Genomic DNA, 14,505 nt, shown 5'->3' with positions numbered 1-14,505 from the left:
GCTCCAGTCCTCGTCCGTGGCATCGGCCGCGACGTCCGGCGCCCAGTCGGCATCGCCGGTAGTGACGATGTCATCGGGGCTGCTGGCGCCATCGGAGCCGTTCGGGCGGGAAGTGCTTGGTTGTTGGTCCACACGACCAGCCTACTGCTGGCAGGCACGTCCAGCGCCAAAAGGTAGCATGGGCACGTGACGCAGACCTCCGTACCTCCTGTCGAGGCCGACCCGCCCAACCCGCCGCCCGCGGGTTCGGGGACTTCCGGGACTTCGTGGACCTCCGGAGCCAGGGGACGCAACCTCGAGGGGCACCGCTGGGTCCGCCGGCCGCGGGAAGCGTTCACCGAAGACGCCCTGCTGGAGCGGCTGGTGGGCAGCATCCGCAGCTGGCGGGACTATCCGCCGTCGTTGCGGCTGTGGTTCTGGCTCATTCCGGCAATTACCGCGGCGATCGGCGGCATCCTGCGCTTCGTCCGCCTCGAGGTTCCGCGGAGCCTGGTTTTTGACGAAACCTACTACGTCAAGGACGGCTATTCGCTGCTGGTGAGCGGCTACGAGCGCAGCTGGCCGGACAAAGCCAACGAATCCTTCGTCGCCGGGAACCCGGGAGTCCTCCTCTCCTCCCCCGAGTACGTGGTGCACCCACCCGTGGGCAAGTGGATGATCGCGGCCGGCATGTGGCTGTTCGGCCCGGACAATCCCTTCGGCTGGCGGTTCAGCGCGGCGCTGACCGGCACCCTGTCCATCCTGCTGTTAACCCTGATTGCGCAAAAGCTCCTACACTCGCTGACGCTGGGGGCGGTTGCCGGTGTCCTGCTCGCGGTCGACGGCCACCACCTGGTCATGTCCAGGACTTCCCTGCTGGACATCTTCCTGATGTTCTGGATCCTTGCCGCCTTTGGGGCGCTGCTCATGGACCGCGACGACGGCCGACGGCGGCTGGCCGCCAGGCTGGCGCGCCAGGCCGCGGCTGCCACCGACGGCAGGCCTTCCGTGGTGCAGCTGGTTTCAGGCCCCTGGCTGGGCGTCCGGTGGTGGCGCGTCACGGCGGGAGTCTGCCTGGGGCTTGCCGTCGGCACCAAGTGGTCTGCACTGTTCTTTATGGCCGGCTTCGGGCTCCTGACCGTCTTTTGGGACCTGAGCGCGCGCCGGATCGCGGGCATCCGGGGCTGGATCAGCGGCGGCATCATCAAAGACGGAATCCCCGCGTTCCTGAGCATCGTGCCCGTGGCAGGGCTCGTGTACCTCTCCACGTGGGCGGGCTGGTTCCAGTCGAAGGATGCGTACTTCCGGCATTGGGCCGATACACACCCGTCCGCCCAGTGGGGCTGGATTCCCGGTTCCCTGCGTTCGCTGGCCCACTACCACCTGGAAGCGTACAACTTCCACCAGGGGCTCAGTTCCGACCACCCGTACGAGGCAAGCGCCTGGAGCTGGCTGGTGATGGGCCGCCCCACGTCCTTCTATTATGTGTCCCCCAAAGAGGGCAGCCCCGGCTGCGACGTGGCCAGCTGCACCTCGGCCATACTCTCGGTGGGCAATCCCCTGATCTGGTGGAGCGCCACCATTTCGCTCGTCATCCTGCTGTTCTGGTGGGCAGGCCGGCGTGACTGGCGGGCAGAGGCCATTCTCGCTGGCGTTGCCGCGGGTTACCTGCCGTGGTTCATGTATCCGGAACGGACCATGTTCACCTTCTACGCCGTGTCCTTCGAACCGTTCCTGGTGCTTGCACTGGCGTACTGCCTGGGCCTGGTCCTGGGACGGCGGTCGGATCCGCCCTGGCGGCGCCGTTCCGGACTTTACCTGGTGGCACTTTTTGTGGTCGGAGCGGTGCTGCTCTCGGCGTTTTTCTACCCCATCTGGACCGCGGAGATCATTCCGTACCAGGAGTGGCGGTTCCGAATGTGGATGCCTTCCTGGATCTAGGGCAGGATGGCAAAGGTGCCGGCGGCGATGAAACTGAGACGGAGTACCAGGAAATGAAAGCACGGACCCGGAACGGAGACTGGCTGTGAGGGAAGCAAGTACGGAACTGCTCGTTGCGCTGGACCCGGACAGCAATGTGACGGACCTGCTGCTCGCGCAGCACGCCAAGGACCCTTCCCACGCCGTGTATTCCCGCAAGGGTCCCAATGGCTGGGTTGATGTTCCCGCCCAGCAGTTCCTGGACAGGGTCACGGCACTGGCCAAGGGGCTGATCGCCGGCGGCCTGGCGCCCGGCGACACCGTGGCCGTGATGTCCGGAACCCGCTTTGAGTGGACACTTGTGGACTTTGCAGTCTGGTTCGCCGGCGGCGTCACCGTTCCCGTGTACGAGACCTCCTCGGCAAACCAGGTCGAATGGATCCTGCACGACTCCGGTGCGCGCCGGATCTTCGTCGAGGACCGGTCCAAGGAAGAACTCGTGAGCGGCGTCCTGGCCCACTCCGAGCTGCTCGGCAACGCTGTGGTGTCGGTTGTGCGGATGGACGACGACGGCGGCGCACCCAACCTGGCGAGCCTCGCCGCTGCGGGGACCGGGGTCACCGACGCCGAGCTTGAGCGGCACCGCAGCACCGCCGGACTGTCCGACGTCGCCTCGCTCGTTTACACCTCCGGAACCACTGGCAAGCCCAAGGGCTGCGAAATCACGCACGGCAACTTTGCCCTCGTTGCCGCCAACATTGTGGCGTTCCTGCCCGAGCTCCTGCGTCGGGAGGGCGCCAGGACCCTGATGTTCCTTCCGCTCGCCCACGTCCTGGCCCGCGCCGTCCAGGTGGTGTGCCTCAATGCCGGCGCCACCCTTGGCCATGCGTCCGGCACGGCCCAGCTGCTGGAGGATCTGGGCACCTTCAAACCCACCTTCCTGCTGGTGGTCCCCCGGATCTTCGAGAAGGTCTACGCCGGTGCCGGCCACAAGGCTGCCGTGGCCGGGAAGGAAAGGCTGTTCGCCGCGGCGTCGGCTGCCGCCATCGGGTACTCCAAGGCGCTCGATGACGCCGCCCGGGGCCAGGGAACCGGCCCCGGTCCCATGCTCCGGGCCAAGCACGCGCTCTTTGACCGGCTGCTCTACCCCAGGCTCCGCCAGGCGTTCGGCGGGGAGCTCCAATACACCGTTTCCGGTGCCAGCCCGCTGAGTTCCACCGACGCGCACTTCTTCCGCGGCGCCGGCATTCCTGTCCTGGAAGGTTACGGGCTCACCGAGACCACGGCCCCTTGTACCGCCAATACGCCGTCGAGGACAAAAGTGGGCACGGTGGGGATCCCCGTGCCCGGCACCACCATCCGGGTGGCCGACGACGGCGAGATCATGGTCAAGGGCATCGGGGTCTTCAAGGGGTACCACTCCAACGAGGCAGCCAATGCCGAGGCGTTCGCGGACGGCTTCTTCCGCACCGGGGACCTCGGTTCGCTGGATGCGGACGGCTTCCTCACCATCACGGGCCGCAAGAAGGACATCCTCGTCACTGCAGGAGGCAAGAACGTGGCCCCCGGACCGCTGGAGGAAAAGATCCGGGAGCACCAGCTCGTGGCCCAGGCCGTGGTGGTGGGCGATGGCCGGCCGTTCGTCTCGGCGCTGGTCAACCTGGATCCGGAGGGCCTGGCGAACTGGTGCTCGGCCCAGCGGATTCCGGTCCTGGGGCCGGCCGAAGCAACCTCGGATGCCCGGGTCCGGGAGGCCGTCCAGGGTGCAGTCGACCAGGCCAACCTGCTGGTCTCGAAAGCGGAATCGATCCGCAGCTTCGCGCTGCTGGACGCCGATTTCACGGTCGAGTCAGGTCACCTGACTCCATCGCTGAAACTCAAGCGGGCCGCCGTCGTGCGTGATTTCGAGGCGCACATCAACGCCCTCTATCCCTAAACCGCGGCGGTTTTCCCCTGGTGGGGGGCGGCGGCGGTGTCCCGGCTGCCGGCGTCCTTGGCGGTGTCGTGCCCGGGCGTCCCGGCTTGGGCGACGCCCTCCCCCGCAACGCCGCGGCGCTTCCTGGTGGGCCAGGTAAGGATCAGCGTCACGATGGATGCAATCAGCACCAGCGCCCCGATAACGATGCCCGCATCAACCCAGAACTGCCCGGGGAACAGGCGGATCAGGGTGTCTTCCAGCGAGAAGGTCCAGGTGCCGTTGGCGAAGAAGATCCGGTGGAACTCGGTGAAGAACTGCTCCCAACCGAGCACCGCCAGCGTCCCGAGCCCAAGGATGATGACCAGGGTGACGATGGAGCCGGCGAACAGGCCTCGGCGAACCCCACCCGTGCTCCGGCGCCGGAGGTAGATCATGGCGACGATGCTCAGTAGGATCAGCAGGGCACCGGCGCCGAAGGCGGACAGGATAACAAGTTTGACGTCGGCCATGTGGCTGACTTCGCCCTGCTGGAACAGCGGGTCGCCGCTGCGGTTCACGAGCTCGCCGAGGTACCGGGGACCGGACCAGTTGCTGAGGTAGTCCACCGCGTAGGACCCGTAGGTCATGCGGTCGTCCGTGCTGAAGCCGTAGCCGTCGCCCGGGAAGCCGGGACGATTGTACTCCACCCAGAGGAACAGGGGGCTGGTGACGGCCCGGACGGCAAGAACAAGCAGGATTACCGGGTAGAAGGCTGCCAGCAGCACCTGCATCACGCGGGGCAGCACCGGCTTGGTGTTGGCAGCCAGCTCCCGCTCGGCGTTCCTGCGCTCCACCTCATCCTGGGGCGGGCGGACCTGCAGGGCGGAGGTGGGCAGCGGCTCCCTGAAGTGCGTGCCCCTCCCCTGCGGCTCGGGGGCGGGCTCGACGGCGGCTTCCGCGGCCTTGCGGTCGGCCCGGCTCCCCGCCTGCGGCGCGGCAACCGCGGCCTGGGACGGGGCCGCCGGGGACGTGCGCGTCGGGGACGCAGCTGCAGGCGACGTGCCGGCAGGCGACGTGCCGGCCGCAAAAGTGCCCGCCTGGCGCGCAGGAGTGCCGGCGGACGCTGCCGGGTGGTCCTTGCCTGCGTCAGGAGATGTGTTCCGCGCCGGGGCTGCTCCCTGTGCGGCTGCCGGGGTAGCCGCCGGTTTGGCGGCGGGCTTCATCCAGTCGAAGGCAGGTTCGTCAGTGTCGCCGGCAGGATCCAGGTGCGGATCCGGCCGATTCGGCGGGGTGGGAGTCTTCTCAGTCACTGCAGCTTCACTTCCGTAGGCGTCCGCGCCGCCGGACACCGCCGGCAACGCTACATATCTCCAGATGAGCCTACAGTCAGGCACCGCATGGCGGGAGGTGCCACCCCGGTCCGGATTGTATTCAGGCGGACAACGCCGTGTACCCCGCATCAGCGCTGTCCAGGTCGCCGCTGGCCCCGGAATGGTAAGCCCTCCTGCCCCAGACGAGCACGTAGGTCCAGTACGCGGCCAGAACGGCCCCGCCGATGCTGATCTTGGCCCAGACCGGAAGGCTGCTGGGCGTCACGAAGCCTTCCACCAGCCCGGACACGAACAGCACCAGGACCAGGCCGAGGGCCACCGTAATGAGGGAGCGTCCCTCCGCAGCCACGGCCTGCCCCCTGGTGCGCGGGCCCGGCGAAACCAGGGCCCAGAAGATTTTCAGGCCGGCCGCGCAGGCGATGAACACCGCGGTCAGTTCCATGAGCCCGTGGGGCAGGATGTAGCTGAAGAAGACATCAGACTTTCCGGCGGCGGCGAACACACCGGCGGCAACGCCCAGCCCCTGGGCGTTGCTGAACAGGATCATGGGCACCCAGAAGCCGGTGATCCCCAGGGCCACCGCCTGCGCCGCAATCCAGGCGTTGTTGGTCCAGACGGCGCCGGCGAACGACGCCGCGGGGTTCTCGGAGTAATAGTCGATGAAGTCCTCATCGACGTACTGCTTGATGGCGGCGTCCGAACCAAGGGCACGCAGCGCATCCGGTGACGTTGCAATCCACAGTCCGTAGGCGCCGGCGATCAGGCAGAACGCCAGGCCGCACCAGACCGTAAGCCAGCGGACGCGGTAGAAGGCCGCAGGCAGCGCCACGACGAAAAACCGGGCGAGGTCGTCCATGAAGTTGGACCGCGCCCCGGTGAACCGCGTGCGGGCCTGGGCCAGCGTGGCGGAAAGCGATGAGGAGAGCCCGTTTTCCGGGGCAACAGAGCGCAGCAGCGAGAGGTGGGACGAAGTGGTCTGGTACAGGCGCAGCAGCTCGTCGGCCTCGCTTCCGTTCAGCCGCCGTTTGTAGGCCAGCACGTGAAGCCGCGCCCACTTGTCTCCGTTGACCGCGGAGAACGCATCCATGTCCACGGCACTACCCTAGCGTGCCCGGATTAGACTGTGAGCGTCCATAGGTGGCGTGTAGGGGACGGGGACCCGGCTTTGAGTTCAATCATCACAGGCGAAGCGGTTGTGCTGGAGTTGCGGCCTGCCTCGTTCGCCGCGCGGGCACTGGGCCTGCTGCTGGATGTCGTCGCCAACATCGTCCTTCTCGTAGTGATGATGTCGGTCATAGCCTCCGCCTACCGTGACCTCGACGGGGCCGCTGCCAGGGCACTGGTGCTTGTCAGTGTGGTGTTCTGCTTCGTGATCCTCCCGGTGGCAGTGGAAACCCTTACCCGCGGGCTGTCACTGGGCAAGCTCGCTGCCGGGCTACGGATCGTGCGTGACGACGGCGGCGCCATCCGGTTCCGGCATGCAGTGATCCGCGGCCTGATCGGCTTCCTGGAGATCTACCTGACGTTCGGCGGGCTCGCGATCGCCGTCGCGCTCTTCAACGACAAATCCAAGCGGCTCGGCGATGTTGTTGCCGGAACGTATTCCCTCCGACGCCGGGTGCCGGCGGAAGCGCCGTTTGTCCCGTTCGTTCCCCCGCACCTGAGGTCCTGGTCCGCGCTTGCCGACATCGGCCGCATTCCGGACGCCGTGGCGCGCCGCGCAGCCCAGTTCATCCGCCAGGCCGGGCGGATGTCGCCGGCATCGCGTGCCTCACTGGCGGCTTCACTGGCAACGGAAGTGTCCGCGAGCGTCGCCCCGCCACCACCGCCCGGCACGGGCCCGGAGGAGTACCTGGCAGCGGTGCTGGTGGAGCGCCGTCAACGGGAGCTTGCCAGGCTGACCCGGGCGCGGGCACGCAGCACCAGGGTGGGCGAACGCCTGAACCGTCTCCCCTTCGGCAGGGAAACCCCCTAGGGCACGGCGGTTAGCGCCTGGCGTACTGCGCCCACGGAATGTTCCAGTCACCGTAGCCCTCAAGCGGCTCCACCGGCGGAGCACCGGTGTTGAGGGTCTGGACCACATCCCCGGTCTTCATGTTGTTGAAGAACCAGGAAGCGTCGGCCGGCAGCAGGCCAACACAGCCATGTGAGACATTGGCCTTGCCGACGTAGCTCCAGGCGGATTCCAGCGCCTGGTGAACGTAAACGCCAGAGGACGTAAGCCTGTTCGCGTATTCTACGGTCAGCGGCGGGTAGTAGCCCTTGTCGCCTGGCTTCAGGCCGATGCTTCCGGCGTTGAATTTGGAGTGGCGTTCCTGTTCCATGATCACGGCGAAACCTGTGGGCGAGAGCCACTCCGCATCGCCCAGCGTAACGGGGGCCGTCCGCACAAGCTGCCCGTCGAAATATACGTTCATGGTCTTGGTGACGTCGTCCACGACGGCAACGCGCTGCGGACCTACCTTGAAGCTGACTTTGCTGTCGATGTTGCCGATCATCTTGTTGCCGAAGTCGATGCCAAACAGCTTCATGTCCACGGTGACCTGGCTCCCGGACGCCCAGAAGGTTTCCGGCCGGATGCGCACGCGCTGGTCCGAATACCATCGCCAGGCGACTGCCTGGCCCGAGGACGCGGTGACCGTGACGGCCTTCTCCATGGCTTCCTTGTTCAGGACCGGTTCGGAGAAAACGATTTCAATCGGCTGGCCGGAGCCCACGGTTGCCCCGTTCTGCGGGTACACGGCGGCGTCGGCTTCGTTCGACTTCGCCACCGTAGTGAACGTCTGCGTCTTCCTGGTTTCGCGGCCGGTCTGGTCCACCACCGTGAAGGCGTACGCGTAGGCGGCGTCGAACTCCAGCGGGTCCAGCGCCGTCCAGGCGGAGCCGTCGGCGCTGAGGGTGCCCTTGACCGGCTCGCCGCCGTCGGCAGTGGCCAGGACGACGTCCTTTACGGTTCCGTTTACGGCTTTGACGGACGGGGCAACGGCGGGATTGACGGCCGCGGCGCCATCGGTGGGGGTCACACCAAGCTCAACGGCCTTGACCACCGGGGCAGCCAGTCCGGGCTCGTTGCGGACCGGGCTGGCCGATTCCGAGGGGAACACTGACTCCGCCCAGCTGGGTGCCGTAGCGACGCCGATGCCGCCGCCAGCCACCGCGGCGCAGATTGCGGCCACGCCAATAATCTTCATGGTTTTGCGTTTGCGGACTTCAGTCATGACCTTCTCCATGTCCCCCGACAGGCCTGTGCGTAGCCCCAATACAGTGTTCAGTCTCGTTCAATGCCCAGCATTGACCAGACGATTTTACCGTACGGCGGGCCGGTCAATTCGCGTACTGGGCCCAGGGGATGTTCCAGTCACCGAATCCGTCGTCGAAGTTGGCGTTCTCGCCGTCGGTGTTGACCACCTGCACGACGTCCCCGGTGGTCATGTTGTCGAAGACCCATTTGGCGGCGTCCGGGCCGAGGCCGATGCACCCGTGCGAAAGGTTGGTCACGCCGATGTAGGGCATCGCGGAGTCCGTCGCCTGATGGATAAATTCACCGCTGGGCGTGAGGCGGGTGGCGTAGTTAACGTCAAGCTCGCCGTAGTATGCCGGGTCGCCGGGCTTCAGCCCAATGCTGGAGGCAGACATGTGCTCCACGCGGTATTTCTCCATGAACACGAGGAAGCCGCGGGCCGACGGGAACCGGGTGTCACCCATGGTGGCGGGCCATGAGCCGGCCGGCTTGTCATTGACGCTCACCGAAAAGGTGTGCGCCGTGGCGTCGGCCACAGCCACCTTCTTGTCGCCGATGTGGACCGTGACCTTCTTGTTGAAGTTTCCGATCTGGCCGTTGCCGAAATCGACGCCGAAGAGCTGCATGTCCATGGTCACCGTGCTGTTGGCGGCCCAGAAGTTCTCGGCCCGGTACCGGACCATGCTGTCGCTGAACCAGTGAAAGTCGCCCACCTGGCCGGACGTCGAGGAGACCTTGATGGCTTTCTCCACCGCGTCCTTGTTCAGCACGGGTTCACTGAACGTGATCTGCAGCGGCTGCGCGACGCCCACCTTCATCCCGTCCAGCGGGTAGACGGCGGCATCCGCCTCGTTGGCGGTTGACACCGTGGTGAACGTGCGCGTGGTGTTTGTCTTGCGGCCGGCAGCGTCGGTCACCACGAAACTGTACGTGTAGCTGCTGTTGAACTGCAGGGGCCCGGAGGCTGACCAGCCGGTTCCGTCCGGGCTCAGGCTCCCCTCGATTGCTGCGCCGTCGCCGCTCGTGAGGGCCACGCGTTCCACGGTTCCGTTGGTGACCTTCAGCGATACCGGAGCTGCCGGATTGACCTGCTGCGCGCCGTCTGCCGGCGACGCCGCCAGCTGCACGGGTGCCACCACCGGTGCCGCGAGTCCCGGCGTCGTACGCTCGGCCGAACCCGCTTCCGATTCGAAGGCGGCACGGGCGGCGCCGGGGGCCACGGCGGCGAAAACGCCGCCGCCGGCAGCGAGGAGGCAGACGGCTCCGAGCAGGAAGACCTTCCGGCCCGTGGTCCAGCGTTCCCGTGCCGTCACAGCGTGGGGGCCTTTGCAGTCATCATGGGCCCAGCTTATGCCAAACTCCTTGGAGTTCGCGGGGAAACCTGCAACGCAACGGTCACAGCGAAGGGCCCCGGATCTCGGTCCGGGGCCCTTCGGGTGGACAAGTGGCAGGCCCAGAACAGGGGTCCTGGGCCCGTCGGTTGCCTAGTAGCGGTAGTGGTCGGGCTTGTACGGACCTGCCGCGTCGAGGTCCAGGTACGAGGCCTGTTCCTTGGACAGTTCCGTGAGCTCCACACCGAGTGCGTCCAGGTGCAGCCGGGCTACCTTTTCGTCGAGGATTTTCGGCAGCACGTAAACCTGCTTTTCGTATTCGCGCTCGCCCTCGGGCTGGTCCCGCTTGGTGAACAGTTCGATCTGGGCGATCGTCTGGTTGGCGAACGAGTTACTCATCACGAAGGAAGGGTGACCGGTGGCATTGCCCAGGTTCAGGAGGCGGCCTTCGGAGAGGACGATGATGGAGCGGCTGCCCTTTCCTGTGTCAGCGTCTGCATCAAATACCCACTCGTGCACCTGCGGCTTGATTTCGACCTTCTTGATCCCCGGAATCCGGGCGAGCCCGGCCATGTCGATTTCGTTGTCGAAGTGGCCGATGTTGCCCACGATCGCCTTGTCACGCATGCCTGCCATGTGCTCGGCCATGATGACGTCTTTGTTGCCTGTGGTGGTGATGAAGATGTGGCCTTCGCTGAGCACAGATTCAAGCTTGGCCACCTGGTAGCCGTCCATGGCTGCCTGCAGTGCGCAGATCGGATCGATCTCGGTGACGATCACGCGGGAGCCCTGGCCGCGGAATGCCTCCGCGGCGCCCTTGCCGACGTCGCCATAGCCGCAGACGACGGCGACCTTGCCGCCCATCAGGACGTCGGTGGCGCGGTTGATTCCGTCCGGCAGCGAGTGGCGGATGCCGTACTTATTGTCGAACTTGCTCTTGGTCACCGAGTCGTTGACGTTGATGGCCGGGAAGAGCAGCTTGCCCTGCTCCGCCAGCTGGTACAGGCGGTGCACGCCGGTGGTGGTCTCTTCGGTGACACCCAGCAGGCGCGAGCCGACGCGGGTCCACTTCTGCGCGTCCTGCGCAAGCGATGCGCGCAGCACGTCGAGGAAGACGCGGCCTTCCTCGGACTCGTCCTCCGCTGCCTGCGGGACGGAGCCGAGGGCCTCGAACTCGACGCCCTTGTGCACCAGCATGGTGGCGTCGCCGCCGTCGTCGAGGATCATGTTCGGGCCGAGGTCCGGGTTGCCGTCCGCTCCGGGCCAGGTGAGGATCTGCTCGGCGGTCCACCAGTATTCCTCGAGGGTCTCGCCCTTCCAGGCGAACACCGGAACGCCCTGCGGGTCCTCGGCCGTCCCGTTGCCGACTACGACGGCGGCGGCGGCTTCGTCCTGGGTGGAGAAGATGTTGCAGGAGGCCCAGCGGACCTCGGCGCCGAGCGCAGTAAGGGTCTCGATCAGCACGGCGGTCTGGACCGTCATGTGCAGGGATCCGGCAATGCGGGCACCCTTGAGCGGCTGGCTCGCACCGAATTCCTCGCGCAGGGACATGAGTCCGGGCATCTCGTGCTCCGCGAGGCGGATCTGGTGGCGCCCGGCCTCGGCCAGGGAGATGTCGGCAACCTTGTAATCGAAAGTCATGTGAGTCCTTGTGTTGTACCGGGAAATTCTGGAACGGAGGATGTGCGCAGGCCGTTCCGGCAACTACGGGAAGTTCGGCGCGGACGGAACGCGCGATGGGCCGGAGGCCCGGGTTATTCTGCCGAGCCGGGTTATCCTTCTGCGGAGCCGGGCCTGGCGTCATGCTGGTCTGGGGACGCGGCATTCGCGGCGGAGATGAGCTCGGGCGGCAGCAGCAGCGGGATGCCGTCTTCGATGGCGTAGCGCAGCTTTTCCCCGGAATCCCCTGCGGCGGTCGAAACGAGTTCGTCGCCTTCCTGCACCAGGGTGGAGCCGGTAACAGGGCAACGCAGGACAGACAACAGGTCAGGACTGATCTTTGGCATGGTGGATGCTCCCTGATGGGCGCCGCAGCAGGCGCCGGTGGCCGATGGATTTGCAGCTTCCAGCCTACAAGCTTCCAGGTGTGACCGCGGTCTGCGACGGACGCGCCTCAGGATGGTTCGCGGAGAACGCGAAGGTGTCCCCGCCGTGTGCCTTCCGCAACCGGGGGCGCCTCGAGTGCGGCATGTACGGACCTTTGGCCCGGGGCAGGGTCCGCTGCAGCCGGCCGCGAAGCCGCTTCCCGGACCGCGTTGGCGAGGGCCAGCAGGTCGTCAGGACCCGGCTGCGGCGGAGTTGCCGGCATGGCCAGGCGCAGGACTTCCCAGCCGCGGGGCACCGTCAGCGTCCCGGCGTGCTGTTCGCACAAATCGTAACAATGCGGTTCCGCGTACGTAGCCAGCGGGCCCAGCACAGCGGTGGAGTCCGCGTACACGTACGTCAGAGTTGCCACCGCGGACTTGCGGCAGGCTGATCTTGAACATTGACGAATAGCACCCACGACATCACAGACTACTCCCCGTTTGTTGAAGAGCCGCGCATTCCGGCCGGCAACGCACTGTGGCGTCCCGTGAAGTTGTCCCGTGAAGTGAAGGTGTTTCCGGATGGCCAGTGTGGCGTTTCACGTTTTGTCGCGGATTTCTGGCGGCAGGTTTAGAGTCAATGTATGCAGTCATCGCACCATATTCCGGGCTTCACGATCCGGCTGGCTGAGCCCGGAGCCGGCCAGCCAGTGGAAAGTTCCGCGCCTGCGCGGGGCGCCCGCTCGCGAACTTTCCGCGAGCGGCGCAGGAACCGCCATGGCCGCGGACTCCGCGGTGAGCTGATGCTGCCTACGCTGCCGGGCTACCGCACCCGTTCCGACCGGTTCGATGAAATGGTGATGGATTCCGCCCAGCGGCTCCATGACATCTGGGGCAAGCCCCTGGACGGGGTGCGGTTTGCGGTGGACGAAATCCCGCAGGGCCTGGAACAGCTGGTTGCTGACCGGACCCCCGCGCCGATGGGATTGTACGAACCGGCCACGCCGGACGAAGGCCCGGTCATCACGCTCTTCCGCCGTGTCATCGAGAACGCGTGTTCAAGCCGGGAGGAACTCCAGGATCTGGTGCACGATGTTGTGGTGGAGCGCACGGCCGAAATGCTGGGAGTCGCACCGGAGACGCTGGACCCGGTTTACCGCCGCCGCTACTAGGAGCGTGGGGCGGTAGTGGTTTCCGTCATCCAGGGGTGGTCCTGTCTACTGACCGGTGACACGTTGCCATCTTGATGGCCGGGCAGCCGTGGCCGCCTTGGCCCGTGGGTTAGGCTCCGGCCGGCGCGTTGAGACCGGCTTTGGCTTTGAAAGTGAACAATTTCAGCAGGTTGTGACAGCCTGCCATCAGTTCCCACTCGTGTTTGGCCTGTTCGAGGCCGCGCAGGAGTACGTGTTTGCCCTGGCGGGTGTGGATTTGCCCGAAGACCGGTTCGATGATCGCCTTGCGCCGCGCGTAAACGGACCGGCCCTTCTTGGTTTTGAGTTTCCTCGCCATCCGTTCCCGGAGTGTGGCGGTGGCCGGGATCCTGCCCCGGGGCGTCTCGGGAACCTTTTCGCCGTGTTTGAGCCGGCCGGTCGCGATGAAGAACTCGGTCCCGCCGGCGGCCTCGATTTCCTTCACGTGTTCGAGGTTGGCTGCTGAACAATATCCGGCATCAATGGTCCATTGGGCGGGCATCCGGCCCAGGGTTTCGGCGGTGCGTTCGGTCATCGGGACCAGTTGCTGCACGTCCACCGCGGTGTTGTTCAGATCGGTGGCGACGATGACCTGATGGTCCGCGTCGACCACGGCCTGGGCGTTGTAGCAATAGTGGTACGAGCCGTCTGCGGTCTTCATGATCCGGGAGTCGGGGTCCGTGAAATTGCGCTGGGCCCTCGGTCTGACCTCCGCTTTGGCCGCGGCTTCCTCGCCCTTGGCCGCAGCCGCCCCGTCGTCATCGCCGCGGTCCCGGGCTTTCTGCTCCGCCTCTTGGCGTGCTTTGGCTGCCGCGTCCTCTTCGAGCTGTTTGCGGGCCGCGGCCATCTTCGCCAGCCGCGATTGCCGGTCGGCCAGGTCCGGCGGGAGCTCATCGCCGCGCGTATCCGCCCCGAACCGGGCATCCTCCTCCCTGTCCACGGCCTCGGCGTCGGCGAGCATGTCCGAGACCTCCGCGGCGAGGATCCTCTGTTTTTCGGTCAGCCGTCCGTAGCTCATCGCCTTTCGCCGGGACGCGTTGGCCCGGACCTTCGTCCCGTCCAGGGCAACCCGGCCCAAGGAGACCATGCCCGCGGCCCGGCAGAGTTCCAGCGCCTGCAGGAACACGTTCCCCAACGCCGCGAGATGGCGTTTGCGGAACCGGCCGATGGACCGGAAATCCGGTGCCTGCTGCCCGGCCAGCCAACGGAACGCGACCACGTCCACGCACGCCCGCTCCAACTCCCGGGAGGAACGCACCCCGACGCAGTAACCGTAAAGCAGGACCCGGACCATCAACCGCGGATCATACGGCGGCTGGCCCTTCGTCTTCCCATACGAGCCGTAGAACCGGGACAGATTCAGCTCCCGGGACACCAGATCAGCGATGAACCGGGCCAGATGATTGCCCGGCAACCACTCATCCAGCGACGGCGGGACCAGCATCACCGCGTCCGGCTCAAAGGATTTGAACCGCTTCTTCACACCAGCACCGGCCTCAACGATCCCGTCATCAAAACGCTCCACCCGCTCCACGAGAGCTTCATCAAAAAGGCCATCCTGGGAACCGGAATTCATACTCCCGATTCTTCCA

12 protein-coding genes are annotated in these 14,505 nt (G+C 66.1%); 4 read left to right on the top strand and 8 right to left on the bottom strand.

The features are described 5' to 3' along the window. Window positions 1–186 precede the first annotated feature (186 nt). Together FCN77_RS06995 and FCN77_RS06990 are read left to right on the top strand one after the other, a co-directional pair. Entirely contained in the window at window positions 187–1,920 is a 1,734-nt protein-coding gene (locus FCN77_RS06995) for a dolichyl-phosphate-mannose--protein mannosyltransferase (protein WP_137321683.1), read from the top strand. Between the two features lie 85 nt (window positions 1,921–2,005). After that, the gene (locus FCN77_RS06990) at window positions 2,006–3,835 is read left to right on the top strand and encodes a long-chain fatty acid--CoA ligase (protein WP_137321682.1); all 1,830 of its coding nucleotides are present in this window, start codon (window positions 2,006–2,008) and stop codon (window positions 3,833–3,835) included. Here FCN77_RS06990 and FCN77_RS06985 read toward each other — a convergent pair. Both FCN77_RS06985 and FCN77_RS06980 read right to left on the bottom strand, forming a co-directional pair. Continuing rightward, window positions 3,832–5,106 (bottom strand): TIGR01906 family membrane protein, encoded by a 1,275-nt coding sequence (locus tag FCN77_RS06985; protein WP_254678889.1) that lies wholly within the window; start codon window positions 5,104–5,106, stop codon window positions 3,832–3,834. The two genes, FCN77_RS06990 and FCN77_RS06985, sit on opposite strands and share 4 nt — an antisense overlap. Before the next feature lie 121 nt (window positions 5,107–5,227). Next, the gene (locus FCN77_RS06980) at window positions 5,228–6,220 is read right to left on the bottom strand and encodes a stage II sporulation protein M (RefSeq protein WP_217496245.1); all 993 of its coding nucleotides are present in this window, start codon (window positions 6,218–6,220) and stop codon (window positions 5,228–5,230) included. Window positions 6,221–6,292: 72 nt separating this feature from the next. On the opposite strand from FCN77_RS06980, the gene FCN77_RS06975 reads away from it, so the two are divergent. Then, a complete protein-coding gene (locus tag FCN77_RS06975; protein WP_137321681.1) occupies window positions 6,293–7,102 on the top strand; it encodes an RDD family protein in 810 nt (269 codons plus the stop codon). 10 nt (window positions 7,103–7,112) lie between these two features. On the opposite strand, the gene FCN77_RS06970 is transcribed toward FCN77_RS06975, so the two are convergent. The 5 genes from FCN77_RS06970 to FCN77_RS06950 all read right to left on the bottom strand — a co-directional run bounded on the left by FCN77_RS06970 (window position 7,113) and on the right by FCN77_RS06950 (window position 12,202). Continuing rightward, complete coding sequence (locus FCN77_RS06970; RefSeq protein WP_254678888.1) at window positions 7,113–8,345, bottom strand: Ig-like domain-containing protein; 1,233 nt, start codon at window positions 8,343–8,345, stop codon at window positions 7,113–7,115. Window positions 8,346–8,451: 106 nt separating this feature from the next. Continuing rightward, entirely contained in the window at window positions 8,452–9,681 is a 1,230-nt protein-coding gene (locus FCN77_RS06965; RefSeq protein WP_137321680.1) for an Ig-like domain-containing protein, read from the bottom strand. A 171-nt stretch (window positions 9,682–9,852) separates the two neighbouring features. Next, complete coding sequence (ahcY, locus tag FCN77_RS06960) at window positions 9,853–11,340, bottom strand: adenosylhomocysteinase (RefSeq protein WP_137321679.1); 1,488 nt, start codon at window positions 11,338–11,340, stop codon at window positions 9,853–9,855. 131 nt (window positions 11,341–11,471) lie between these two features. Beyond that, entirely contained in the window at window positions 11,472–11,705 is a 234-nt protein-coding gene (locus tag FCN77_RS06955; RefSeq protein WP_137321678.1) for a Trm112 family protein, read from the bottom strand. Window positions 11,706–11,812: 107 nt separating this feature from the next. Beyond that, window positions 11,813–12,202: a DUF3499 domain-containing protein gene (locus FCN77_RS06950; RefSeq protein ID WP_137321677.1), complete on the bottom strand. Its 390-nt coding sequence runs from the start codon at window positions 12,200–12,202 to the stop codon at window positions 11,813–11,815. A 165-nt stretch (window positions 12,203–12,367) separates the two neighbouring features. Between FCN77_RS06950 and FCN77_RS06945 the strand changes: the two genes are divergently transcribed. Then, window positions 12,368–12,895 (top strand): metallopeptidase family protein, encoded by a 528-nt coding sequence (locus tag FCN77_RS06945; protein ID WP_137321676.1) that lies wholly within the window; start codon window positions 12,368–12,370, stop codon window positions 12,893–12,895. 109 nt (window positions 12,896–13,004) lie between these two features. On the opposite strand, the gene FCN77_RS06940 is transcribed toward FCN77_RS06945, so the two are convergent. Next, window positions 13,005–14,489, bottom strand: a complete 1,485-nt coding sequence (locus FCN77_RS06940; RefSeq protein ID WP_137321675.1) for an IS1182 family transposase — start codon at window positions 14,487–14,489, stop codon at window positions 13,005–13,007. Window positions 14,490–14,505: the final 16 nt, after the last annotated feature.

The sequence above is a fragment of the Arthrobacter sp. 24S4-2 genome (assembly GCF_005280255.1).
GTDB lineage: Bacteria > Actinomycetota > Actinomycetes > Actinomycetales > Micrococcaceae > Arthrobacter.
Note: the sequence above shows the minus strand (reverse complement) of the source record. Positions and strands in the feature narration are given on the sequence as shown.